Origin of the sequence: Pseudomonas saxonica (genome assembly GCF_007858365.1) — a bacterium.
Classification (GTDB): domain Bacteria; phylum Pseudomonadota; class Gammaproteobacteria; order Pseudomonadales; family Pseudomonadaceae; genus Aquipseudomonas; species Aquipseudomonas saxonica.
The window spans coordinates 31,116-55,798 of record NZ_VFIO01000002.1 but is presented as its reverse complement, the minus strand read 5'-3'; the positions used below and the strand labels follow the sequence as shown (position 1 = coordinate 55,798).

The following is a 24,683-nucleotide window of genomic DNA, read 5'->3' as shown; positions in this document are numbered from 1 at the left end:
TTAATAACCAATAACGCCAAAGTATTAGTTATTAAGGTTGAGGCTCAGTGCGTTATATAAGGCGTTAATACCAAGGGGTGAATTGTCTGGAAGTGCGTCCTGGTTTGTTATGTGTACACGGATGAAGTGTATCTCTGGCGTCAGAACAGAGAACTTTCGAACTTAGTCGTTACGTGTGCCAGGACAATGAACATGAATACTCAACTGTGGTTAAAAACAAGTACAGCCCTACTGTTGGTAATGACTGTAAGCCTCGCAGGGTGCAGCAGTGGTGGCGGCGGTTCCAAAAGCCATGTTTCGGCAAGCACCCCTGAGGCCGGTACGGATGGTGGTACGGGTGGTGGAGACGGTGGCGCTGGCGGTGGCGATGGCACTGGTGGCGGAACCGGAGGTGGTACAGACGGTGGCGGAACCGGCGGCGGAACCGGTGGTGGAACTGACGGTGGCACAGGTGGTGGCGACATAGGTGGCGGTGGTACAGGTGGCGGCGGCACAGGCGGTGGCGGCACAGGTGGTGGCGACACAGGTGGCGGTGGCACAGGTGGCGGCGGCACAGGCGGTGGCGACACAGGTGGCGGTGGCACAGGTGGCGGCGGCACAGGCGGTGGCGACACAGGTGGCGGCGGCACAGGCGGTGGCGGCACAGGTGGCGGTGGCACAGGTGGTGGCGACACAGGTGGCGGTGGCACAGGCGGTGGCGGCACAGGTGGCGGTGGCACAGGTGGTGGTGGCACAGGTGGTGGCGGCACAGGTGGTGGCGGCACAGGTGGCGGCGGCACAGGCGGTGGCGGCACAGGCGGTGGCGGTGGCGGCACAGGTGCAGGCACCACACCGTTGGTGACAGGGCAGATAGTCGGGCAAGTTGGCACCGGTGTTCAAGGTGTCGGCAACGTGGTGAGCGGCATCGGCAATAGCTTGGTCGCCGTTCCTGTGGTTGGCACGGTGGGCAGTGGCCTGGTAACCAATACCGGCAACGCAGTGACGTCCGTGGGCACAGGCTTGACCAACGGCCTCGGCTCGCTGGGCACCAATAAAGATTCGCTGGGGCTGACGGTTGCGGGTGCAACGACTGCCGTGTCGGATATCGGTAAAGGGGTGACTTCGGTCGGCACGGGCGTCAGCACTGTGCTCGACAACACGATGATCAGTCAGATCCCGATCGTGGGCGGTGTGACCAACAAAGTCACAGACGTAGCGGGAGGGCTGGTTGGCAAGGTCGGCACGTCAGTCACCATGCTCGGTAACACGCTCACCGGGTCTGCAACCACTGGCCCGCTGAGTAACGTAACAGGCGCCGTGAATGACAAAGTGCTGGTGCCGGTCATTTCCATGGTGGAAACCACTACCGGTAAAGTCGGCACAACCACGGGCCTCGGTGCTCCGGTCGATGGTGTATTGAACAAGGTCAGTACCGCAGTCGGTGGTCTGGGCGACAAAGTAGCGGCAACGGGTAACAACCCGGTGACCAGTCTGGTCGGCGGTGTGCTTAACACGGTAGCGGGCGCTACTGACAAGGCTGGCGGCCTGGTTAATCCGGCAGTCGGTACAGGGGGTGGTAGCACAGGAGGCTCGGGCGGCCTGGCCGGCAGTGGCCTGCTGGAAACCGTTGGCGGGGTGGTTAATGGCGTAGGTGCCGGCCTGACAGCAGGCAGCACCAATGGCGTGGTTCAGGCGGGCGGCGGCAATGCAACAGGCGTAGGTAATGTGGTGGCTTCAGCCGGCTCCGTTTTGGGCGGCACAGGTGTGGCTAACACGGCGGCAGGCGCTCCGGTAGCCGCTGTCACTGGCACCGTAGCAACGGCGCTGAACCCGGTCACCACGGCGGTCACGACCGTTACCCAGAATGTCGGCGCGGCCACCGGGCTTGGTGCTCCTGTTAGCGGACTGTTGAATCAGGTGGGCAGTGCAGTCAGCAGTGTGGGGGCCAAAGTCGAGAGCACTACCGCTAACCCGGTAGGCAATGCGGTAGGCGCGCTGGTCGGCACTGTCGGTTCAACGGTAGGTTCAGTCGGTGGTCTGGTTCAGGCCGCGCCTGCTGCTCCGGGTGCTCCTGCGGCGGGTTCGGGCAATGCGGTCGGCGCACTGGTCGGCACTGTCGGTGCAGCGGTGGGTTCAGTCGGTGGTGTGGTTCAGGCCGCGCCTGCTGCTGGGGGTGCTCCTGCGACGGGTTTGGGTGGTGCGCTTGGTGGCGTACTTGGCGGCTTGGGCAACTTGGGCAAGAAAAACTAACGAATTGCTCCTGGCCGGTTCGACGGCCTTCCCTACAGCGCCTACGCTTGGTTGGACGAGAGATTGTGAGCAATCTCTCGTTTTTTTTCATGTGTAAGTTGTAGGGCTGATGCCGGGTAGCTTCACGGTCAGATGACGCGCCCCCCTCGTTTTGCCGCTGTAGTAGACCATGGAGTGTCTTATGCGAACTTGCGTCCCTTTTATATTGTTGGCGTTGACGCCTTACGTGGGTGCCGAACCTCTTCCGCGTTACCTCAACAGTAATGAAACCCTGCAAACCCTGCCCACGCCCAACTTGCCGGTCGATGCCTATCGCCCGCAGGCGCCTGCGCTTGAGTTGCCCAAACCCAAAGCTGCTCAGCCGGCACCGTTGACGATGAGCACACGTTTAACCATCCGCAAATTGCAAATTGAAGGCGGGACGGTGTACCCCCTCAAGGAGTTGGGTGCTGCCTACCAACCGTTGCTCAATCATGAAATCACCCTGGAGCAATTGATCCAGGCTACGCGCACCATCACCCAGCGCTACCAGGCCGACGGCTACCTGCTGTCCTATGCCTTTTTACCGCCACAGGACTTTGATCAAGGGTTGGTGCGCGTGGTGTTGGTCGAGGGGTACATCAGCAACTATCGCGTTGAAGGCGATGTGGGGCGGGTCAGGGGCATGATCGATGACTTGGCGGACAAGCTGAAGGCAGAGCGCCCGTTGACCCGTAAAACCTTTGATCGCTATGCCACCTTGATGGGCCGACTGCCGGGCGTGACGTTGCAGGCGCAAGTGCCGCCACCCACAACCACCGATGGTGCGTCGACGATGCAGATTACTGCCAGTCGAAAGCCCTTCACCACCAGCATGAGCCTGACCGAAGGCAGCCGTAACAGCACTCAGGCGTTGCTTGCTGCGAGCAGCAATTCGCAGACGGGCATGGCCGAGCAGTTGACCCTGAGCGGCTTGTTTCCGCCGGGCCACGACAAAGAGCATTACTACCGTCTTGATTACAGCCAATACCTCAATGCCGAAGGCACGCAACTGAGTCTGTACGGCTCGCACTATCGCAGTGACCCGGCCTCCAGTATTGCCACCAGTGACGGCTTTGAGCTTAAGCCCCATCGCAAGAACGACCGGTTTTCGGTGGGCGTAAGTCATCCGCTGATTGCTGCGCCCGATCAATGGCTGAGCATCGGCACCCGGCTGTATGGCGTCAACGACAACACGGACTACGAAATCGTCGGGTATGACCCGACCATCAGCGAACGTACCAATGTGCGAGCGCTGGCGGTAGAAGGGGATTGGCGCAAGTCTGATGCCAAGCAGTTGCGCATCGTCAGTGCCGGCGTGTACCAGGGCATCAATGGGTTGGGTGCCAAAACCGAGACAAACTTGACCGGCAGCCGGTATGACCTGGATTTCTTCCGTTTGCGCCTGTCGGGTGTTCAGAGTGATGGCTTCTTCGACAACTGGCAGGGGGTGATGTCGGGCGCGCTGTACTGGAGTGATGACAGTTTGCCGGACAGTGAAAGGGCAGTGTTTGGCGGGCAAAACTTTGGTCGTGGTTACCCGGATGACCAAGCCTCGGGTGACAAGGGCTGGGGTGTTGCCTATGAGGTTAACTACAGTTTCAACCGTGATGGCGACTGGGTGAAGTTGTTGCAACCTTATGTGGTGCTGGACAAGGCCAAGACCTGGTTCAACGAACTGCCGTTCAAAGGTTCGGACATGTCCTCGGCGGCGGCAGGGCTGCGCTTTGGCGACAAGCGTTATTACAACATTGCTTTAGAGGTGGCCAAGCCGATGTCTGACATGGCACTGGACAGCTTTAACCGCAGGCCGCGTTATACCTTGAGTTTCAGTTATCAGCTGTAAAACCCTCACCCTAGCCCTCTCCCAGAGGGAGAGGGAACTGGACCGGGGAAAGTTGGAGTAATTAGGCGGTCTGGCGTTAATGCGTTGCATCTGAAATCGACCAGAGGATGTTCGAGTACTCAGGCGGTCTGGCGTTAATGCGTTGCATCGGAACCCGGCACGGTCAGTCCCCTCTCCCAGAGAGAGAGGGAGAGGGAGCTGGACTGGGGAAAGTTGGAGTACTCAGGCGGTCTGGCGTAAGTGTGTTGCATCTGAACCCGGCTCGGTCAGTCCCCTCTCCCTCTGGGAGAGGGTTAGGGTGAGGGGCTTCTAAGGCGCCAACTGTTGCAAGACAGACTTAGGGAAGAGGTGATCCAGCGTACTGAGCAAGCGCACGTGGTAGATGGGTTTGCGAAACAGATCCAGCACCTGCAAGCGCAGCAGATCACTGACATCGTCCATATCGGCATGCCCCGAAATGACGATCACCGGCAAATGCTGACGCTGCGTGTGCTCGCGCAGACGCTGTATCAGAGCAATGCCGCTTTCCTCTGGCATGCGCAGGTCAGTGATGACCAGCGCAATATCAGGATTGAGAGTCAGCAGTTGAAGGGCGCTGATGACAGACGTTGCCGTATGGCAACTAAAACCTTCGCCCTCCAACAGCTCGGCCAGCTCCATCACCGCCTCTTCTTCGTCATCCACCAGAAGAAGCGATGGGCGGGAAAAGGTTAAACCCATGCCGATTAACCCTATCAAGCAGGCCTCTCATCTAGGCCATTTTTAATGTCGTTAAACATGGTTTTTACGGACGACTGAATGTCCGGCGAAACCGCAATAATAACAATCGCAACCATCGCCACGATCAATGCGTACTCAATAGCTGAAGCACCTTCAGTCCGTTTTGCAAACTGTTTAACCTGATGCGCGACAAACGTTCGGGCCGGAACATACACGCTAAGAACAGTATTTAAAAACATCTGACTTCTCCTTGGTGCACCGATCGGAGCACTCTGCACATAAGGTGTCGCTAAGTTGAATCTGCACCCACAGCATTGGCAATAAACCCCTCTGCTTCAACTGTAAATAGGAACTAATGCCAAAGTATTAATACTAAAGTTATTTTCAGAAAACGCGTGTCAAATCAAACTTCCAGCATTTATTTGCAGCTTTTTAAAGTGGCTAATGGCAATTTGAAATACCTGCGCTATTTTCAAATAGCGAAATGGTTGAAACGGTTTTCAATGTGTTGATCGATACCTGATCACGAAGGATTTATGGACTGCCGTTTGCAGTGAAAAAGGGAGTTTTTACATGAACAATCGTCGCAGTTTGATGTTGGCCGCCGTTTTGTTCGTGGGTGCCATTGCTGCAGGTTATTGGGGGTTGGTGATTTCACGGCAACAACCGATTGCGCAGGTTCCTGTAACTCAAGTCGTCGAGCAGGGTGTGGCAAACGTTGAAGACCAGACCCGTCATCCCGTGGTGGTGCTGGTACGTGATGTGCCTCCCCATGTCGCCCTGACAGCTGATGATGTGACCCTTGAAAAATTACGCACAGTCCCCGCCGGCAGCCTGACCGCCATTGATCAGGCTGTGGGGCGTACGCCGTGGCGAGCACTCAATGCGGGTACATGGGTGAATGAGCAGAGTTTCGAAATCGGCGGGCCGTTGTCGCGCATGATTCGCCCGGATGAGCGTGCGCTGGCCGTGGCCATCGATGAAGTCAGTGGGGCGGGGGGGCAACTCACGCCCGGCGATTACGTCGACATCCTGCTGTTCCTGCGTCAAGACCCGGCCAACCCTCAGCAGTCTGCGCAAGTGGTATTGCCGGCCGTGCGGGTATTGAGTGTGGGCGAGGAGTTGGGCCTGACCAGCGATGGTCAATTGGCCCGCCAGCCGTTGAACGCTGAAGAAGCCCTTAAACAGGCCCAGAACCGCGCAGCAGCGCGCACTGCCGTACTGGCGGTGCCAGAACCGTTACTTAACCAGCTGATGCTCGCGACCCAGGCGGGCACGCTGCGCTTGGCTGTGCGCAGCGCTGAGGAACAACGCCTGAGCAAATACTGGGCCGGTGAAAAAGACGCCTCCGCCAACCTTGAGTCGGCCAAGCGCAGCCTCTATCAATTCAACCAGTTAGCCATGACCAGCCCGCCTAAAGCACCGGTGGTCAGCACGGCCAATGGTGTGACGCGTGAGCGGGGTATCGAAATCATTCGCGGCAATCAAGCGGCTCAGCAGCCCGCCCAATAAAAAATCTGAACTGCAAGGAAGCCCAGCATGAGTCATCGTTTTTCGGTGTTGTACAAACGAGCTGTCTGGACTCTGATTTTAAGCAGCGCGCCATTTGAAATGGCCTTGGCTGTTCCAAGCAATTGCGCAGCCCTGGGCCAGTTGCCGTCCGTACTGGAGGTCGCGCAAGGCACCCAACAGGCAATGGATTCCCCTGTCGCGATTTCACGCATTGCGGTCGGTGACCCGGCCATTGCCGATGTGCACGCCAATGGCAGCAATGCGTTCTTGCTCACCGGCGTTGCGCCTGGCACCACCAGCCTGATGATCTGGACCGCGTGTTCGAAATCACCCCGCCAGAGCATGGTGTTCGTCAAAGGTAAAGCCACTGTCGGCTATACCAGCGCCACCGTATCCCCTTCAGAAGACCCGACGCTGCCTGTGCAGGTGCAGACCGATATTCGTTTTGTCGAGGTCAATCGCACCAAACTTCAAGAAGCCAGCACCTCCATTTTCGGCATGGGCAGCAACTTCCTGTTCGGCTCACCGGGCTCATTTCTCAGCACGGCTGAAGGCCTTATCACCGGTGGCCCAGTTGCAGATGGCAAGTACTTCAACATCGGTTTTGGGGGGGGGCGGGTCAGGGCCATGATCAATGCACTGGAAGGCAGCGGCTTTGCCTACACCCTGGCGCGACCCAGTCTGGTGGCAATGAGCGGGCAGAGCGCGACCTTTCTGGCCGGGGGCGAAGTGCCCATCCCGGTGCCCAGTAGCGGCAGCGACAACGTGTCGATTGAGTACAAAGAGTTCGGTATTCGCCTGACGCTGACGCCGACGGTGGTCGGTCGTGACCGTGTCATGCTCAAAGTGGCGCCCGAGGTCAGCGAACTGGATTACACCAATGCCGTGAATATCGCCGGTACTTTGGTGCCGGGGCTGAATGTTCGCCGCACCGACACCAGTATTTCCCTGGCCGATGGCGAAAGTTTCGTGATCAGCGGCCTGATCAGCACCCGCAACAGCTCGCAGGTCAATAAATTCCCGGGTCTTGGGGATATTCCGGTGTTAGGCGCCTTTTTTCGCGACTCCAATATCAGCCGTGAAGAGAAAGAGCTGCTGATGATTGTGACCCCGCATTTAGTCCAGCCATTGGCGGCCAATGCCCAGTTGCCGTCATTGCCCGGCGAAAAGCTGCGTAATTACGACCCCAACTGGTACCGCCTGTATTTCCTTGAAAACGGTAAGTTCAATAACCGTAGCGGGCTATCCCAATGAGCCAAAGCCTGAGCCAGACGTTTCTCGCGCTTACGCGCAACAACACCGATCTTGAATGGCTGCAAGGTGCTCTGGCGCCGCTGGGCCAAGTCGTGGGTGCAGGCACTACCAGCCTGGATGAGTTGCTGGCGTTGGTCGATGTGACCTTTGCCGGGCTGATTTTTGTGGGTCTGGATCGGGAAAAAGTCGTCGCGCAATGTGCGTTGATCGAGGGCGCGCTGGAAGCCAAACCGATGTTGGCCATTGTGGCCCTGGGCGATGGCATGGATAACCAGTTGGTGCTCAATGCCATGCGTGCCGGTGCGCGGGATTTTGTCGCCTATGGCTCACGCTCCAGCGAAGTGGCAGGTTTGGTGCGCCGCTTGAGCAAGCGCTTGCCGGCGGTTACGCCGAGCACCACGCTGGGCGGTATGACCGTGCTGTTCAGTACTCAGTGCAACGCCGATGGCGCCTTGCTCGCCAGCCACCTGGGCTTGGTGGTGCACAAACACAATCACAAAACTCTGTACCTGGATCTGGGGGTACCTCGCGGCGATGGGCTGGCGTTGCTGGGCCTTGAAAGCACCTTCTTTTTTGGCGACGCCATGCGGCATTTGCGGCGTCTGGACAGCACCTTGATTGATAGCGCATTCGCCAAAACCCCTGACGGTATGTGCGTACTAGCCCATGGCTACAACGATGAGCCGCTGTCGCAAACCAGTGCGGCCGAGCTGTATATGCTGCTCAGTGCCCTGCGTAATCATTTCCAGCACATTGTGGTCAACCTGACCGGCCAGCCCGATGGCGAAGCCATTCGCACCTTCGTGACCCATTGCGACAAATTGCTGTGGTACACCGATCAAAGCGTGCTCGATTGCCGACGCAATCTGGACGTGCTGAGCCTGTGGCGCGCCAAGGGCATGAAGCTTGAGCACGCCGCCTTGCTGGTGGACCGGTATCTGCGTGGCGTGGCGCCGGATGCCGATGCACTGGTCAAAACCTTTGGTATACCCCTGTCGGTGACGTTACCGCCGAGCGCCGAGTTGCGGCTTAATGCCAAAAATCAGGCCACCACCCTCTATGACCTGGCCTCGCGGGATGGCTTGAGCCTGGGCCTGAAAAAAGTCGGTGAACAACTGGCCAGGCATTCGCCCGCCACTCAAGCGTCCTCGGCCAGCCCTGGCAAGTGGTTTAACCGTCTGTTGGGGGCTAAATGAAAGGTGAAAACCTGTTCGGCTCGGGCCTCTATAAAGATGGGCGAGCTGACCACGACGGCCTGAAATTGGTGCTGCACCGGTACATCATTGATGCCATTGAGGAGAGCGGCAAAAACCTGCTCGAAGATTCGCGTCAGGCGCTGTCGCAATTCGTCACTGACCGCGTGGCCGAATACGTATCTCGCCTGCATCTGGCCATTTCGCGGTATGAGATGGAGCGGCTGGCCGAAGAGATTGTCGACGAGTTAACCGGTTTTGGCCCGCTTGAAGTTTTGCTGCGCGACCCCGCGGTGACCGAAATTCTGGTCAACGGCCCGTACCGGGTGTTTGTGGAGCGCGAGGGTGTACTTAGCCAGACCGACCTGCGTTTTATTGATGATCACCATGTCGAGCGGGTGATGCAGCGCATTCTGGCGCCTTTGGGGCGACGTCTTGATGAGTCCTCGCCGATGGTCGATGCGCGCATGCCGGACGGCAGCCGGGTCAACGCGATCATTCCGCCGATTGCTCTGGACGGCCCGTGCCTGTCCATCCGCAAATTCCGCAAAGACATGCTCAACAGCACAGACCTGGTGGCCATGCACACCATTGATCAGGACATCTTGGAGTTCTTTCAAGAGGCGGTGGGCAAGCGCTGCAACGTCCTGATCAGTGGCGGTACAGGCACGGGTAAAACCACACTGCTGAATATTCTCAGCCAACTGATCAACCCCCATGAGCGTCTGGTCACCATCGAGGACGTGGCCGAATTGCAGCTCGGCCATCCCCACGTGGTGCGCCTGGAAACCCGCCCGCCCAATGCTGAGGGGCATGGCGAAGTGAAATCCAGTGATCTGATTCGCAACGCGCTGCGGATGCGCCCTGATCGCATCATTCTGGGTGAGATCCGGGGTGTGGAGGTGCTCGACGTGTTGACGGCGATGAACACCGGTCACGATGGCTCGATGAGTACCGTGCACGCCAACACTGCCCAGGACGCCTTGTTGCGTCTGGAAACCCTGGTGGGCCTGACCGGCCGTACGGTGGCTGAAAAGACGTTGCGGCAAATGATTTGCGCGGCGCTGGACGTGATTATTCAACTGACGCGCATGCCCGACGGCCGACGCTGTGTCAGCGAGGTGCTGGAAGTCGTTGGCGTGCGCGACGATGTGTATGTGACCAACACCCTCTTCCGTTTGGACAGGCGTACCGGCTTTGGGTTTATGCGCGAAGCGTTAAACCCTGCAAGCGACAAGTTGCGTCGTGATCCGATTTTGAATCCGAACGGCTGAGGGGGCTGCTGATGATCCCGGCATTGGTGCTTTTTGCGTGCAGCCTGATGATGTTCATGTTGTCGCTGCATCTGGTGTATCGCACGTTACGTGATCCGACGACCAGTAGGGTGCTGGAACGTCTGGGTGAAGGCCGGGTGGTGGTGGCCGAGCAAGCCTTCACTGTCGCGTGGCTGGATCGGGCTTTTTTGCAGGCGGGGCTGGGACGACCTTCCGAACGGCTGGGGCTTTGGCTGTCATTGTGGGGTGTTGCTGTCGTTCTGGGGGCGGTGATGGGCGGCCCCATGGTTGCCCTCGCGTGTATGTTGCTGCCGCCCTTGTGCGTGTGGCTGTTTGTCAGCTGGCGCTACCACCGCCGGGTGCGTCGTATGGTTGCGCAACTCCCGGGTCTGCTCGACTCCAGTGTGCGCAGCCTCAAGGCCGGTCGCACCCTGGCTGACGCCGTGTTGCTGGCCATTGAGACGTCCACAGACCCCCTCAAGACCAGTATCAGCCGGGTGGCCCGTAACGTGCAGATGGGGGTGAGTTTGCCCGAAGCCGTGCAGGACTTTGCCGAGCTGTATGACCGTGAAGAATTTCGCATGTTCGCCCTCGGCTTGAAGGTCAATCATCGCTACGGGGGCAACGCCAGTGAGCTGCTGGATAACCTGATCGTGCTGATTCGCGAGCGTGAGCAAGGGGCCCGAAAGTTGAAAGCCATGACCGGTGAAACCCGCATGACGGCCATTGTGTTGGGGTTGTTGCCGATACTGGTGTGCTCCTTTTTTATGATCAGCAACCCCAATTACCTGATCAACATGTGGCATGACCCCAAAGGTCAGAATTTGATGCTCACCGCCCTTGCCATGCAGGTGTTCGGCAGTGTGGCGCTGTGGCGCATGGTGCGGAGCGTATGACATGGCCTTTGTGATTTGCATATTGCTGATGGTGGCCGCAGTGGCGTTGCTGATCAATATTGCGGTGCGCGACCGCCTGCGCCAGCAGCGTGTGATGCAACGTCTGGAAGGGGAAAAGACCGGCCCTGGCAAGTTTGATACGTGGATGCGGGCGGTGGGTAACACCAAATTTGGCCAGCGATCAGTCTCGATGGACAGCGAGACCGAAGTGCTGCTCAACCGGGTAGGTTGGCGCACCGCTAACCAGCGCGCGCTGTTTGCCGCGTTTCAGGTGGCGACCCCAGTGGCTTTTGCCGGGCTGGTGTTTCTAGGCCATGAGCTGTTCTTTCCTCGCTCCGGCAACCTGCTGGTGGTGCTGCTTTGTGCTTTGGTGTTGGGCTATCTGATCCCCAAACGCATGCTGGCCTATGTCGCCAAAAAACGTCAGCAAGAAATCGCGGTAGAGATCTCAACGTTTATTCCGTTGCTGCGCATTCTTTTTGAGTCAGGCATGGCGGTGGAGCAAGCCCTGCGGGTACTGAGCCTTGAGGCACGGCAGTTGTTGCCGGTGCTCACCGGTGAACTGCGCGTGGTGCTGGCGCGGGTGGACTCCGGCCTGGAGCTGGGTCAGGAACTGAGTAAAACCGCGAGCTTGCTGGACGTGGATGAGTTCAATGACACCTGTGTGATTTTGCTGCAATTGATTCAACAGGGCGGCGGTGCCATGAAGTCACTGCAAGCGCTTAAACAGATGCTTGATGACCGTCGTGCGGCGCGACTTGAAGAATACATTTCAAAAATGTCCGCGAAGATGTCTGTGGTGATGATGGTCTTTCTGTTTCCGGCGCTGATGCTGGTGCTGGCCGGACCCAGTTTTATTGCGATATCACGGGCGTTTGGCTCTTGATCAGGAGTAGGAATATGAAAGCAGTCCTTAGCGTGTGTGCCCTCCTGATGCTGGGGGGCTGTGCGACAGAAGGGCAGAGCAACCCGCCGTGGCTGGCCTTGACCGACAGCAGTTGCGCCAAGTTAAGCGGCGATCAGGAGTTGTCGATGAACCTGGCGGACGACATGGCCAAGGAGGGCAAGCTGCACGCCAGCCTCGCCAACTTGCAGAGCCTGCCGGAGCGTTATGCTCAGGTGCAGCTGCGAAAAGCGCGGATCTACCGCCAGTTGGGTCGCCCTGAAGCCGGGCCTTTATACCAAGGGCTGTTAAGCACCTGCCTGAGTGCTGAAGGGAATCACGGCCTTGGGCAACTGGCGGCAGGCGCTGGTGATAACGCCCTGGCGGTCAGCTACCTTGAGCGTGCAGCCCAAATGGCGCCTACCGATGACAAAATCAGAAACGATCTTGGCGTGGTTTACCTCAATCAACTGCAGCTCGACAAAGCCCGCTTCGAGTTTTTGACTGCACTGGAACTCAAGCAATCGGATTCGCTGGCGGCCTTGAATCTGGTGACGCTACTGATTTATCAGGACCAGTGGAGTGAGGCCGCGGAGTTGGTCACCCGTGCTCAATTGTCGCCAGAGCAAGTGAGTGATGCTCAGGCCAGGGCGCAAGCCTTGAAAACTCAAGCACGACCTACCAGCAACCAGGTGGCTGCGATCAAATAAGCTCAGGAGTTGTGCCATGAGAGAGTCGATTCGCGTGGGTGTACTGTTGGCGGTGCTGCCATTGAGTGCGCTGGCCATTGAGCCGGGCCCGGCGTCCCAGTATCAGCAGGAAACGGAAAATTGGCTGCAACTGCAAGTGAGCGGCAAGGTGAAATCGCCGGTGCCTCAGGCAGCCACCGCAGCGGAGAGAGAACGTAGCCTGCAGCGCTGGTTGGACAGTTACACCCATCCAATCCCGGAGTACTACAAGCAAAAGGAAGGCGGGAGTGCCAAGCAGGACTGAGGCGAGGAGGGCTTGGTGTCGCTAACGCGGAACGAAGGCGTCTTTGCCGTCCATTGCAGCCTGCGTTCCTTGTCAGCGACTACGGTCTCTTCAAGCGCTGGTTTTAATGCGCGGTTTGCCGGCGCTGTTGATCCGATGCATTAGGGGACAAGGCCAGCGCCAGTTGAGTACGGTTGTTCATGTGGGTCAAACGCAACACCTGTGACACATAGAGTTTCACGGTGTTTTCGGTGATGCCCAGATCGCAGGCAATTTGATAGTTGGTTTGACCTTTGCTCACCAGTTTTGCAACGTCCAGTTGGCGTGGGGACAGCTGTTTGAAAATAGTCGGGATTTGCCCAGTGGGTGACGCGTCCTGCTCCATGCCTTGAGCGGCATGGGCGTAGTGTGGCGGTCGGCGAACCGACTCCATGTCTTGATAAAGATCGTCGATGGATTCCGCCAGATACTGCAATTTCTGGTTCAAATGCCCGAGCCGTTCAGTTTTTTGCCGTTCTTGCAGCACCGTGATCTGGCGCTGGATACCTTCAAGCAACTCGTTCAAATCGACCGGTTTTTGATAGTAGTCAGCGATGCCCACACGCAACGCTTTGATCACGTCTTGTTTGTCGGCTCGGCCGGTCAGCAAAATGCTTTCAAAGATCCGTTGCTTGCCCGCCAAGGCTTGCAAGTGTTGGGTCAGCTCGATGCCATTCATCTCCGGCATGTGGAGGTCGCACAACACAAGGGCGATGTCGGTGTCGGCCTCAAAGGCTTCGATGGCTGCACGACTGGACTCACACGGCACGCAACGGTAGCCGCTGCTTTCCAGAAACTCGCACAGTTCTTCTACGATTAACGCTTGATCGTCGACAACCAGTATTTTTATTAGGGCAGGGTTTTTCACGCGGTTCTCCATCCTGGTAAACCAATCCGGGACATCTTGGCAGTATCAATTGAGGTGGCTCAATTGAAGTTAGACTAACTTTAGTACTAGGTACAATGTATTAACCCGTTCACTCACTTAAATATAGAGCATGAGCGTTAGAATAAAACCTGCGAGCAGGAAGGGGGCGAAGGGAAGTTTTTTTGACGTTGCTCCATTCGGCTTATTGTCAGGATGCTTAAGTTGTTGATTCAGCAGCGGCAGTATTTTTGACGCGACCAACCAGGCGATGGCAACCCATAGTCCGGCACCGATAAGCGTCCCCAGAACCATCAGACGATCGGTTGCCAGTGCGAGTGCACACAGCAGTTTTACATCGCCTGCACCGAATTTATTGAGTGCATACCCGGGCAGAGTCAGTATCAGAATAATCAACAGTGCCCAGCCACCTTCTGCGGCACTGGCCCCGAGCAACGTGTGGCCGGTGCAAAGTAAGTATACGAGTGCCAAACTAACGGCGCCCAAAGTTAGAAGGTTGGAAATTTGACGCTGATATAAATCCTGAGCGGTACAGGCCACAAACCAGATCACGATAAGAACTATATTGAACACTTAATTAACATCCTTTTTTTACGAATGATTCTATGCTCAAACCACGTTGAATTGTCAGGGTAGACGCTGTCATGAAAATAGGACTTCCCCGAAAACAGCAAGGCGCAGCGGCCATCGAGTTTGCTTTGGTCTTTGTTATTTTTTTTGCAGTGTTATATGGCGTGGTGAGCTACAGCCTGCCGCTATTACTGTTGCAGTCATTCAACAACTCCACGGCCGAAGCGGTGCGTCGCAGTGTGGCAGTGGACCCGACGTTGGCGGCGTCGGCTTACAAGACCACCGTTGAGAACACGGCCAAAGCCGTGCTCAAAGATAAATTATCGTGGGTGCCGGGCGGGCTGAAAGTCACCCAAACGGCCGTATATGACCCGACAGCGGGCGTACTGACCGTCACGGCCAGCCTGCCCGCGAGTGCGTTGAGCACTATCCTGCCAGTCATCGTGCTGCCGGGAAATATCAGAGTGCCGAACCTGCCCGATAACCTGCAATCCACCTCGAGCATGAAGTTTTGACTCAGGGCCAAAGGCTGCTCGCACGCTGGTTGAGCCGAAACGAGCCTGAGCCTCCACCCGTTGCTGCCCTATTGCCCACCGGTAACGCCCTGCAACTGCTGCTCGATGATCGGGGGCGAGTGGTTCAAATCCACGGCGCACTGAATCATGGCCTGACGCCGGTGAAAGAGGGAGCAGAGCCGAAGCTGCTGCTGGACTATCTGATGCCGGGCAGTACGCAAGCGCTCGAAGGCACTCCGGCGCAGTGGACAGGGCAGATGATTGATCTCGACTTTCGGGGGGCTGACCAGCAGGTGCTGCGCACCCGAGGCTGGGTACAACCTCAGGCCGAGGGTTGGTTATTACAGGTGATAGACATCAGCGATTTACAGCGCGATAGCCAGCAAGCGCGCGTGAACGCCCACAATAGCGACTTGATTCACAGCATTGGCCAACAACTGCGCCAGTGCGACATGGCGCGACTGCCTGCGGTGATGCTTGAGGCCTTGCAGCAGGTGGCTGAGCATTGGCGTGTGCCCGGCATGGCGCTGGCCCTGCGCACGGACACGCACCTGGGGTGGCGCCTGTACAGTGCGTATCACGCCTTCGACACCCCGCAGTTATGGACGACGGGACAAACCCTTGGCACAGCACTGGATGGTTTGAACGAGTGCGCGCCGATTCCCGTGAGTGCCAAACAGGCTGACAACCAGTGGCTTATCAGCCTGTTTGGCAATGCAGAGGGTTTACTGGTGCCTTTTCGCGACCAGAGCGGGGCGTCGGCGTGGTTGCTGTTGGGGTTTTATTCGGCACCGTCTGGTGGTGCGCAGACGAGCGTCCGTGATTGGCTGCAGGTGTGCGCGACGATTGCCGGGCCGTTGCAAGACCGCTTGCGAGCGCAGCATTACGAGCAACAGCGCGAACGCATGGAAGCATTGCAAGGGCTGCTCGGTACGGGCTGGTGGGAATGGCTGCAAACTACTCGGCAAATGCAATTGGCGCCTCAACTGAGTGCCAGCCTCTTGCCCGCACTGGAGTCGGTTTCGCTGTCGCGTGAGGCATGGCTGGCGCTGTTTCATCCGGCTGATCGCGATGAAATCAGTAGCGGCTTTACCGCGTTGCTGGAGCAGGGAACGCCGCTCTTACTGTGCGCCCGCGTGCATCAACCGCAGGGCACTGAACCGGCGCAGTGGTACCGCATTCAAGGGCAGGTACTGGGCAAGGGGGCAGGGCGTCGGATTGTCGGTTTCATGCTGGATGTCAGCGACATCAAAAATCAGCAACTGCAAGCGGCAGCGGCACAGGCCCGTTTGGGTAACGTGATCGCCCGCTCACCGGCCGTGATTTATGTACAGCGTTATGTTGAAGGCGCCTTGGTGCCCGAATTTTTCAGTGAAAGCCTGCAGCCCTTGCTGGGGTTAGGTCTTGACGACTGCTCGGGGTCTGCATTGATCGAGCGTATTCATCCCGACGACCGTGAACACTACCTGGAGCGCACTCGCCAGTTGCTGCGTGAGGGCAGCGCCCGTGGTCGTTATCGCCTGCGTGATCAGCAGGGCAATTACCACTGGTTGCTTGATGAGGCCAAATTACTGCGTGACGATTTGGGGCTGCCTGTTGAAGCGGTCGGGCTGTGGCTGGACGTTACCGAAGCAACCGAAGTGGCAGAGCGAGTCCGGCACAGTGAAGAGCGTTACCGGATACTGGTCGAAGATTCGCCCGCGATGATTTGCCGTTACCTGCCGGACTTGACCCTGACGTTTGGCAATCGGCCGTTGGCCAACTACCTGGAGTGCGCGCCCGAACAACTGCCGGGGATTAACCTGGCCAGTTGGCTGTCACAGGAACAGCATGAGGCGTTCTTGCAGCGCATGGCCAGTTTGACCCCTGAGCTCCCGGTCAGTACGGCTGAAATCAGCCTGCAACTGCCGGGGCGTGAACATGCGTGGTGGGTGTGGTCTGACCGAGGTATTTTTGATGGGCAGGGCCAATTGTTAGAGATTCAGGCGGTCGCTCGCGACAACACGGAAGTCAGACGCTCGCAACAACAACTGACCCACGGCGCCAAAATGGCCACCCTTGGCGAAATGGCCACGGGGTTGGCCCACGAAATCAACCAGCCGCTGAATGTGATGCGCATGGCCATCGTTAACGTGCTCAAACGGCTGAGCAATGGCGATGTGCAAATTGACTACCTGCAAGAGAAGCTCACCCGAATTGATGCGCAAATCCAGCGGGCGGCACGGGTGGTTGATCACATGCGGGTATTTGGGCGTCGCTCCGAGATAGAACAGCAATTGTTCAATCCTGCGCAGTCGCTGGAAGGCACGTTGGCCCTGTTAGGTGAAGGATTGCGCGGTAAAGGGGTAGAGATCCGCAGTGATGGTCTGAACTGTAGCGTTCATGTGCGCGGTCACACCGATCAGTTGGAGCAAGTGCTGATCAACCTGCTGGTCAACGCCCGCGATGCCTTGCTAAGCAAGTGTGAGACCGACCGCGATTTCAAGCCGTGGATTGCCTTGAGCTCGGAGCGGGCAGGCAACTGTGTGCGTCTTTGGGTGCAAGACAATGGCGGCGGGATTGACCCGCGTTTGCTGGAGCGCATCTTCGAACCGTTCTTCACCACCAAGCCTGTGGGTGTGGGCACAGGCCTGGGCTTGTCGGTGAGCTACGGCATCATCGACAACATGGGTGGGCGCTTGAGCGTCAGCAACACCGAGCATGGCGCTCGGTTCTGCGTGGAATTACCGGTGGTGGATGAGGGATAGAGGCACAGATAAAGACGCGTAAAAATTCCGTAGCAGCTGCCGAAGGCGGCGTTCGGCGGCAAAGCCGTCGTAAATTCAGAGATGGCGGTGTATTTGTTAGACCGCGCGCTCAGGTTTTACGATCGCTTCGCAATCGGACGCAGCCTTCGGCAGCTGCTACGCGAGTGGTGGTGCGGGTCAAAGCACCAGTTGGGCGCGGCCGCCTTGACCGCACGTGAGGTTGGCGCCGACATCTACCTTATCTATTGATATCCCGAGCAAATCAAGAACACCATTTAATAACGGGTCAACAATAGAGCTTAGTAAAGGCCCTATGAGAGTAGTCACCGCAGTTACTAAGGCTCCCAGAATGTCACCTACACCTACGAGTAAATCGCCCAAGGCGCTTGTTCCGGTAGGTTTGTAAACATATAGCTGGATGCCTTGCAGAGTTGTTTTTAGACTGCTTGTCAGATCTTTTGACTCCACTGAAAAGTAAAGGGGGTCTTGTTTTACATCTGGAGGTTGATTGTAAACGTGAGTACTAAACGCCGCAGGAAGGCTGCCGATACTGCTATCCACGCGGAGGCCTACCCCTCCGCCATAAAAGGGTACTCGTGTTTTGATATCACATACTTTTAAGCCCAGTAGCCCGGAGCAAGTGATTGAGCCGATATCAATAATTGGCAAAGGTTTGACGGTCACATCACTGGTTGAGGAAAAGGCGTTTGTCATATTTATATCGCCAAATTTAACCTTGAGCAGAGCTGCGTTATTTGCTGTGGTCAAGCTTTTTGTAGTTGCGGTAGAGCATGAATAATCGGTGACATGTGAGCTGGCACTGGCTACTTCAAGGATTACGTTAATTGAGGCATTAGGGAGTATTTTCAGGTCAGTTTGTTTACAAGGAAGTAGAACAAGGCAGAACACTGATTCAAGGGTGGCCGCTAAATCTAGTCGCAATAAGCTATTTAATGTGTTGGTCAGAGGCCCCACTAGGTTGGTGAGTGCGAATTGAACGGCCGTTGTATTCAAAACAGGCAGATTTAAGGTTATACCAGCTCGGACTTGAGCGGTTCGCACATAAATTTGAGAACCCGGGTCAGTAGGATGGGCTTTTGCTTTTGCTGGATCACCTATCGCTGAAAGTTGTGGGGGTTCAATTATTTTCAACTTGACAGTGCCATTGACAACGCCTGGAACGTTCAGGGGGACTGAGGCCGCTACTCCATTGCTGATGTTAGCCAATTGAACAAACGCTTCTGCCAATTGAAATACATTTAAAGATGTGTCCAAGCCTGCTGCGCTCGTGCCTGACTGCAGTTTAAGAATATCACCCAGTTTGACTTGAACGTTCCCCACGGCGCCTTTGAGTGCTAATAGCCCTTCGACTGCAACATTGGCGGTCGTCCCGTTCGCAGTTAGAACTTTTACGGCGGTATCTATAAGTTTTGTAAGTTGTACTTTGGTATTTAATACATCTGTGTATCCGCCGGCATTGATGTTGAGGTCTATAGCGAGCTGGTCTAAATAATTAAGTAAGTTTATTTTTCCATTTGCTAGCCCTTGCCAACCCGCAAGACTAAGGTTAAGAGTGCCTCCCGCCAGTCCTCCCCACACGTAATTAAGTACTTTAGATTTTGAAGAATCGATATCAAGCGTTGTGCTTCTAATGGTTAGCTGGGCAAGCAACCCCTTTGGCGCAGCCCCCACCGCACTCGCCGTCAGCGGGGTATTGATCAAGAATTTGCCATTGGAATAAAACGACCACAAACCGCCGGCCACGCTGGTGGGGACGGTGGTGGTGGCGATCACGCGTATGGCGTCGGATTTGGTGCTGTCCAGTTTGAAGGCGCGCAGGTTGTCGCTGCCCGTCACCAGTGTGCCGCAGGTGGTGTTGATCTTCTGCACGGTGCCCGGCGTGAAGCTATTGCGGGTGGCGCTCTCGTTGGCGTAGGTGGGGGCTGTGCCCGCCGTGCAACTGCCACCACGGCTTACGGCTTCAAGCACCGCCAAATCCGCGACCCGCTGCAATTTGCGCTGCTCCAGATACAACCGCCCGCTGTCGACCACCAACAGCATGAATAAAAGAACCAGACCCAGCGTGACGGCGGCCATTAAGCCAATGGCCCCGCGCTGTTGTTCAGGCCCTTTGAATTGAATAGAACGAAGGGGGGGAGACATCAAGCACTCCTGTTGCTGGAAAACACCCAGCGCTAACGCTCCAAAGTTTCAGCGAGTGTAGCCAAGAAGTGTGTACTGCGCTGGCAAGTTGCCAGTTTTAGAAGCGCGATGTGCGGGGGTTATCAAAACTGTTCGTTATAGGAGGCTTTGCAACTAACGTACTCGCGAAAGTATTAATACATTGGTAGGTGTTAGTTTCGCGAGTACGTTTGCTGACTACTTAACGTGAACCTGGTTTTGGTGGGTAATCGCTGAAGATTTTAGCCACGGCTTTATGAATGGCCGCGCTGCGTTCCTCAGGCGACGGGGTATCGTCGACGACTTTTTCTGCGCTGCCACGCCAGACCAGTTGACCGGTTTTGGCATCCATCAGGTCAATTTGAAGCGTGCCCACCTGATAGACGACATTGCGGGTTTCGTTATACATCGGTGGGCCCCAGTAACCTTCCCACGGGCCGCCCCAATAACCTCCCCAAGGTCCGCCCCAAGGGCCACCGTAACCATAGTTGGTGACGATCTGCTCCTGACGGTTGGCGACGATCAACCAGGTGTGCACCAGCAGATCCGGCTTGGCGCCGGGCGCTACCGGGCGCAAGCCCTTTTGATCCATTTGGGTGGTTACCGCCTGCATGATCCGCTGCTCGGTCAACTCGCTTCTGAGCATCGGGTTATTGGGCTGGTACTGAACGGGAGGATCTTGCCAGGCCCACGTATGAAAGGCCGCGAAATCCGTAGCGGGGTTGTAATCGTAGTTAACCTGCATGGATTCGCAGGCACTGAGCAACAGGGCCATGCCCAATAATGCAATGCGACGAAGCATAATAGTTCTCCGCTAAAACAATCAGTCTTAATGAGGAGGGTAAGCCTGCACTGCCTTGTTCAGTGATTCGCGCAGGGCGTCACCGCGTTCGCTCAGGCTGCCGGTACTGCTGGTTTCTGCACTCGAACTCCACACCGGTTGCCCGGTTTTACCGTCATACAGATTGATCCGCACCACCATGACGTCCACCTGATAAGTGCGGATCACAGGTACGGAGCCGTACATCCCGCCATAACGTCCCCAACGGTCGCCATAGCCAGCCCCGTAACCAGCCCCATAACCATAGTCGTCCTGAACCTGACGCAAGCGTTTTTCTGTATGTAAATCTGCACTCACCAGCAGGTCGGGCGGACGATTGGGTTGCACTGGCCGTAAACCGCGCTGATCGAGGGCATTACTCACCGCTTCGGCAATTTGCGCCGAGTCGGCCCACGCGGTGCCCACCGGCAAGCGGCCATTGAGCCAGGCCCAGCTTTGGTAACGGCCGTAATCCCGTGGCGGCGCCGGGTAGGCGCTCAAGTCCAGGGTGTTGGCCGCTTGCGCCGGGGCGGGCGGCATCGGCATTGCGCTGGGTGTGTAGGGGTTTGGGCTTTGGCAGGCGCCCAGTGCAAGGCTCAAAACGAGTAAGGCAGCACGGCGATACATGATGTTTTCCCTCAAACGAGCGGTTTAAACCGGACGGCACACCCAATGCAGATAGCGGCCCAACCCCGCAAAGGCCGGGTGACGACGATGGGCCATTTCCATTTCTATCAACGCAGCCAATTCAGCACGGGCCTGAAACTCAACGGGCATGTAGTCATGAAATACCCGTACGCCACTTTGTGTCTCTGTTTTCCACAAGCCTTGCATCGCTGTCGCCAGTTCCCGTGGGTCGAGCGGTTGCTGAGGCGTCAGGCTTTGCTTCTCGCCAGCCATGTCGTTCTTGCGCATTTTGCGGAAGTGGCCTTTGAGCAGGTTGCGATAGATCAGCGCGTCGCGGTTATAAAACGCCAGCGACAACCAACCGTCCTGGGCGGTCAATTGGTGCAATACCGGCAAAATGGTGTGGGGCTCGGCCAGCCATTCCAGTACGGCGTGGCACAGCACCAGATCATAAGGTTCGGTCAGTTGGCCCAGCAGTTCCTGCCACGGGGCCTGAATGAAGGTGGCCGTCTGGCCGGCTTCGGCAAACCGCTGGCGAGCGCCTTCGAGCATCGGCGCAGCAGGCTCGGCCAATGTCACGTCGTGGCCTTGTTGGGCCAGCCACAGCGACATATGGCCCAGCCCGGCGCCAATATCCAGTACGCGCAACGGGCGCTTGGGCAAAGACTCTTCAAGGTCGGCCTGTAGCACAGCGAGGCGAATGGCCCCTTTGGCGCCGCCATAGATTTTTTCGGCGAAGCGGGTCGCCAGTTGATCGAAGTGACGGTCACTCATTTGCTGAAACGCCTTTCGTTATCGGCCAGTTTGTTGCGCACCACTTCATTCATGTCCAGCCCAAGCTCCGCGCACAGCAACACCAGATACAACACGATATCGCCCACTTCCTGGCCGGCGTGGGCCAGTTTGTCAGCAGGGAGCTGGCGTGACTGGTCTTCTGTCAGCCACTGAAAGATTTCTACCAGTTCAGCCATTTCAACACTGGCGGCCATGGCCAGGTTTTTCGGGCTGTGAAATTGTTTCCAGTCGTTGTTATCGCGGATGCGATGCATGCGCTGAGTCAGTTCGTCGAGGTTCATCGGGGTGTGCTCTCCAGAAGACGCAAAGCTTGCGGCTCAACGAACCTTGGCGCAAGTGAAAAGCCAAATCCCACCCCCCCACTCCGTAGCAGCTGCCGCAGGCTGCGTTCGGCTGCGCAGCAGTCGTCAATGCGCCACCCGCGGTATTCAGGTTGTACGAGCCTTACGCGTCCGGACGCAGCCTGCGGCAGCTCGAGCATTCGCCGATGGGGCGCCACTGCCCGACCATGTGCACCAGATCGCCGTGCCCATTGAGCTGGAAGTCGCCGCTGGAACTCACCTCACTGCTCAGCAGGATCACTTCGCCGGGTAAGCGCACCGGCTTTTTGAAGTCCACGCTGAACTCTACATTGGCGCTTGGCACGTGGGAGTTGAGCGCCGCCAGCGCCCGGGCTTTTAGCCAAAGGCCGTGGGCAATGGCGCTGGGCAGGCCAAATAGTTTGGCGCTGGCTGCGCTGAGGTGGATGGGGTTGTAGTCGCCCGAAACCTTGGCGTAACGACGGCCAATGTCTGCAGGGGCGTACCAACGCGTCAGTTCCTTCAACGCCAGCGGTGCAGCGACAGGGTGTTCAGGTATTTCGCCGGGCAATTTGACGCCTTTGCACAGCAAGGTACTGCGGGCTTCCCACAAGGGACCGAGCCAATCATCCACCCGAGTGATGACATCAAAGGTGGCACCTTTGGCGTGTGGTTGCAGGTTGTCCACGTACACACCGATGTGCAGTTGACTCACACCGCCCATGGGTCGCAACACTCGGATCCGGTTACTCAGGTGAATCAGCCCCAACAGCGGGAAAGGGAAGTCCTTATCGGTCAGCAATTGCATTTGCAGGCCGAACGCCAATACATGGGGATACGTGGGCGGCAACAGTGGGCTGGGCGCCAACCCGCAGACGTCGCGAAAGGCTTGCAGCGACGGCGCGTCAACCGGTACCCAGCTGCGCAAGCCCTGTTCAGGCAGTGTGCTGCCGGTAATCTTGCGTTTTGCGGCCGCGTGAGCGTACAGGGCCGGTAAATGAGGTGCACTGGCGAGGTCTGTCCACGTGACGCTCATGGTTCATGCTCCCAATACGCTTTGGCCGCATACCCGCAAGGCTTGCCCGGTCACAGCGCCCGAACCCGGCTGGCTGAGCCAGGCGACAGCTTCGGCAACATCTTGCGGTTGACCGCCCTGGCCTAACGAGCTCATGCGCCGACCCGCTTCACGCAGGGCAAAGGGAATATGCGCGGTCATTTGAGTTTCGATAAAACCGGGTGCCACAGCGTTGATGCTGATGCCACGTTCGCTCAACACAGGGGCCCACGCCTGTGCCAAACCGATCAGCCCGGCTTTGCTGGCGGCGTAGTTGGTCTGACCCCGATTGCCGGCAATGCCACTGATGGAGGCGAGCAGAATGACCCGGCCGTTATCACGCAGGGTCCCGCTGTCGAGCAGGGCTTTGGTCAGCACTTGAGGCGCGTTGAGGTTGACGGCAATCACCGCATCCCAAAACTCAGGGGTCATGTTGGCCAGGGTTTTGTCACGGGTGATGCCCGCGTTATGCACCACAATGTCGACGCCTTCAGGCAACTGTTCGATGAGGCGGGCAGGGGCGTCAGGGGCGCAAATATCCAGCGCGATGCTGTTCGCGCCCAAGCGGGCGGCCAGTGCATCAAGGTCACTTTTGGTGGCGGGCACATCGAGCAGGATGACTTCGGCGCCGTCTCGAGCCAGTGTTTCGGCAATGGACGCACCAATACCGCGAGCGGCGCCAGTCACCAGCGCCTTGCGTCCGGCCAAAGGCCGTGTCCAGTCTGCGACCTGTGACCCGCAGGCATTCAGGCGAATGACTTGGCCACTGATATAGGCACTTTTAGGTGACAGGAAAAAGCGCAGTGCCCCTTCCAGTTGGGCTTCAGCCCCTTCGTCGACGTACAGCAATTGCAAGGTGGCGCCATTGCGCAGTTCTTTGGCCAGCGAGCGGCTAAAGCCTTCAAGGGCTCGCTGAGCGCTTGCGGCAAAGGGATCGCTCAACGTTTGCGGAGCGCGGCCCAGAATCACCACGTGGGCGCTGTGCTCAAGGCTGCGCATCAAGGGCTGGAAGAATTCACGCAGCTGCTTGAGCTGGTCGGTATGCAGCAGTTCGCTGGCGTCAAACACCACCGCTTTGACTTTGGGCCCGGTGCCGGGAATCCAGGGCGAGGCGACCAACGGCTCAGGGCCATAACTGAATACCGTGTCGGTGAGCTTGGCAGCAAAGCGGTTCACCTGTTCGGCCAAAGCGCCGCCGCCAATCAGCAGAGGCCCTTCGATGGGGCGCAGGCGCCCAGCTTGCCAGCGTTCCAGTCGCACCGGTGACGGCAGCCCCAACGCGCCGACCAGTCGCTGGCCGAGGGATGAGTTGACGAAGTCAATATAACGGTCTGACATGGAACACTCTCCGAC

The 24,683-nt window shown here is 57.4% G+C and carries 23 protein-coding genes; 12 read left to right on the top strand and 11 right to left on the bottom strand.

Features of this window, described 5'->3' with window-relative positions:
* The first annotated feature begins 192 nt into the window (after positions 1-192).
* Positions 193-2,229, top strand: a complete 2,037-nt coding sequence (locus FJD38_RS07500) for a collagen-like triple helix repeat-containing protein (RefSeq protein WP_146384690.1) — start codon at positions 193-195, stop codon at positions 2,227-2,229.
* Between the two features lie 181 nt (positions 2,230-2,410).
* Complete coding sequence (locus tag FJD38_RS07495) at positions 2,411-4,093, top strand: ShlB/FhaC/HecB family hemolysin secretion/activation protein (RefSeq protein ID WP_122784983.1); 1,683 nt, start codon at positions 2,411-2,413, stop codon at positions 4,091-4,093.
* A gap of 309 nt (positions 4,094-4,402) precedes the next feature.
* On the opposite strand, the gene FJD38_RS07490 is transcribed toward FJD38_RS07495, so the two are convergent.
* Complete coding sequence (locus FJD38_RS07490; protein WP_146384688.1) at positions 4,403-4,813, bottom strand: response regulator; 411 nt, start codon at positions 4,811-4,813, stop codon at positions 4,403-4,405.
* Between the two features lie 14 nt (positions 4,814-4,827).
* Positions 4,828-5,052 (bottom strand): Flp family type IVb pilin, encoded by a 225-nt coding sequence (locus tag FJD38_RS07485; protein WP_146384686.1) that lies wholly within the window; start codon positions 5,050-5,052, stop codon positions 4,828-4,830.
* Between the two features lie 334 nt (positions 5,053-5,386).
* On the opposite strand from FJD38_RS07485, the gene cpaB reads away from it, so the two are divergent.
* Genes cpaB through FJD38_RS07445 form a run of 8 tightly spaced genes read left to right on the top strand, consistent with a single transcriptional unit; the run spans position 5,387 to position 12,818 of the window.
* Positions 5,387-6,325, top strand: coding sequence for a Flp pilus assembly protein CpaB (gene cpaB, locus FJD38_RS07480; protein WP_146384684.1), 939 nt, complete (start codon positions 5,387-5,389; stop codon positions 6,323-6,325).
* A gap of 27 nt (positions 6,326-6,352) precedes the next feature.
* A complete protein-coding gene (locus FJD38_RS07475) occupies positions 6,353-7,579 on the top strand; it encodes a type II and III secretion system protein family protein (RefSeq protein ID WP_146384682.1) in 1,227 nt (408 codons plus the stop codon).
* Positions 7,576-8,775: a CpaE/TadZ family protein gene (locus FJD38_RS07470; RefSeq protein WP_146384680.1), complete on the top strand. Its 1,200-nt coding sequence runs from the start codon at positions 7,576-7,578 to the stop codon at positions 8,773-8,775. The genes FJD38_RS07475 and FJD38_RS07470 overlap by 4 nt, the downstream gene beginning before the upstream one ends.
* Positions 8,772-10,046, top strand: coding sequence for a TadA family conjugal transfer-associated ATPase (locus tag FJD38_RS07465; RefSeq protein WP_122784977.1), 1,275 nt, complete (start codon positions 8,772-8,774; stop codon positions 10,044-10,046). Before FJD38_RS07470 ends, FJD38_RS07465 begins: the two co-directional genes overlap by 4 nt.
* Positions 10,047-10,057: 11 nt before the next feature.
* Positions 10,058-10,942: a type II secretion system F family protein gene (locus tag FJD38_RS07460; protein ID WP_146384678.1), complete on the top strand. Its 885-nt coding sequence runs from the start codon at positions 10,058-10,060 to the stop codon at positions 10,940-10,942.
* Position 10,943: 1 nt separating this feature from the next.
* Positions 10,944-11,828: a type II secretion system F family protein gene (locus FJD38_RS07455; protein WP_146384676.1), complete on the top strand. Its 885-nt coding sequence runs from the start codon at positions 10,944-10,946 to the stop codon at positions 11,826-11,828.
* Between the two features lie 14 nt (positions 11,829-11,842).
* Positions 11,843-12,535 (top strand): tetratricopeptide repeat protein, encoded by a 693-nt coding sequence (locus tag FJD38_RS07450; protein WP_122784974.1) that lies wholly within the window; start codon positions 11,843-11,845, stop codon positions 12,533-12,535.
* A gap of 16 nt (positions 12,536-12,551) precedes the next feature.
* Positions 12,552-12,818 carry a DUF3613 domain-containing protein gene (locus tag FJD38_RS07445; RefSeq protein WP_122784973.1) on the top strand — a complete coding sequence of 89 codons (267 nt, stop codon included), beginning with the start codon at positions 12,552-12,554 and terminating at the stop codon, positions 12,816-12,818.
* A 103-nt stretch (positions 12,819-12,921) separates the two neighbouring features.
* Here the strand turns inward: FJD38_RS07445 and FJD38_RS07440 are convergent, their stop codons facing one another.
* Positions 12,922-13,716: a response regulator transcription factor gene (locus tag FJD38_RS07440; RefSeq protein ID WP_122784972.1), complete on the bottom strand. Its 795-nt coding sequence runs from the start codon at positions 13,714-13,716 to the stop codon at positions 12,922-12,924.
* A gap of 105 nt (positions 13,717-13,821) precedes the next feature.
* Positions 13,822-14,295, bottom strand: a complete 474-nt coding sequence (locus tag FJD38_RS07435) for a prepilin peptidase (protein ID WP_146384674.1) — start codon at positions 14,293-14,295, stop codon at positions 13,822-13,824.
* Between the two features lie 71 nt (positions 14,296-14,366).
* On the opposite strand from FJD38_RS07435, the gene FJD38_RS07430 reads away from it, so the two are divergent.
* The gene (locus FJD38_RS07430) at positions 14,367-14,807 is read left to right on the top strand and encodes a TadE/TadG family type IV pilus assembly protein (protein ID WP_122784970.1); all 441 of its coding nucleotides are present in this window, start codon (positions 14,367-14,369) and stop codon (positions 14,805-14,807) included.
* A complete protein-coding gene (locus FJD38_RS07425) occupies positions 14,804-17,554 on the top strand; it encodes a PAS domain-containing sensor histidine kinase (RefSeq protein WP_146384672.1) in 2,751 nt (916 codons plus the stop codon). Before FJD38_RS07430 ends, FJD38_RS07425 begins: the two co-directional genes overlap by 4 nt.
* 177 nt (positions 17,555-17,731) lie before the next feature.
* Here the strand turns inward: FJD38_RS07425 and FJD38_RS07420 are convergent, their stop codons facing one another.
* From FJD38_RS07420 to FJD38_RS07390, 7 genes are all read right to left on the bottom strand, one after another.
* Positions 17,732-19,717 (bottom strand): pilus assembly protein TadG-related protein, encoded by a 1,986-nt coding sequence (locus tag FJD38_RS07420; RefSeq protein ID WP_146384670.1) that lies wholly within the window; start codon positions 19,715-19,717, stop codon positions 17,732-17,734.
* A gap of 220 nt (positions 19,718-19,937) precedes the next feature.
* Positions 19,938-20,537 (bottom strand): DUF4136 domain-containing protein, encoded by a 600-nt coding sequence (locus FJD38_RS07415; protein ID WP_122784967.1) that lies wholly within the window; start codon positions 20,535-20,537, stop codon positions 19,938-19,940.
* A 27-nt stretch (positions 20,538-20,564) separates the two neighbouring features.
* Complete coding sequence (locus tag FJD38_RS07410) at positions 20,565-21,182, bottom strand: DUF4136 domain-containing protein (protein WP_122784966.1); 618 nt, start codon at positions 21,180-21,182, stop codon at positions 20,565-20,567.
* A gap of 24 nt (positions 21,183-21,206) precedes the next feature.
* On the bottom strand, positions 21,207-21,956 hold the full coding sequence (locus FJD38_RS07405; RefSeq protein ID WP_122784965.1) for a methyltransferase: 750 nt from the start codon (positions 21,954-21,956) through the stop codon (positions 21,207-21,209).
* Positions 21,953-22,258: a nucleotide pyrophosphohydrolase gene (locus FJD38_RS07400; protein WP_122784964.1), complete on the bottom strand. Its 306-nt coding sequence runs from the start codon at positions 22,256-22,258 to the stop codon at positions 21,953-21,955. Before FJD38_RS07400 ends, FJD38_RS07405 begins: the two co-directional genes overlap by 4 nt.
* 163 nt (positions 22,259-22,421) lie before the next feature.
* Positions 22,422-23,312 carry a MaoC family dehydratase gene (locus FJD38_RS07395; protein ID WP_146384668.1) on the bottom strand — a complete coding sequence of 297 codons (891 nt, stop codon included), beginning with the start codon at positions 23,310-23,312 and terminating at the stop codon, positions 22,422-22,424.
* Positions 23,313-23,315: 3 nt separating this feature from the next.
* The gene (locus tag FJD38_RS07390; RefSeq protein ID WP_146384666.1) at positions 23,316-24,668 is read right to left on the bottom strand and encodes a 3-oxoacyl-ACP reductase; all 1,353 of its coding nucleotides are present in this window, start codon (positions 24,666-24,668) and stop codon (positions 23,316-23,318) included.
* Between the last annotated feature and the right edge of the window lie 15 nt (positions 24,669-24,683).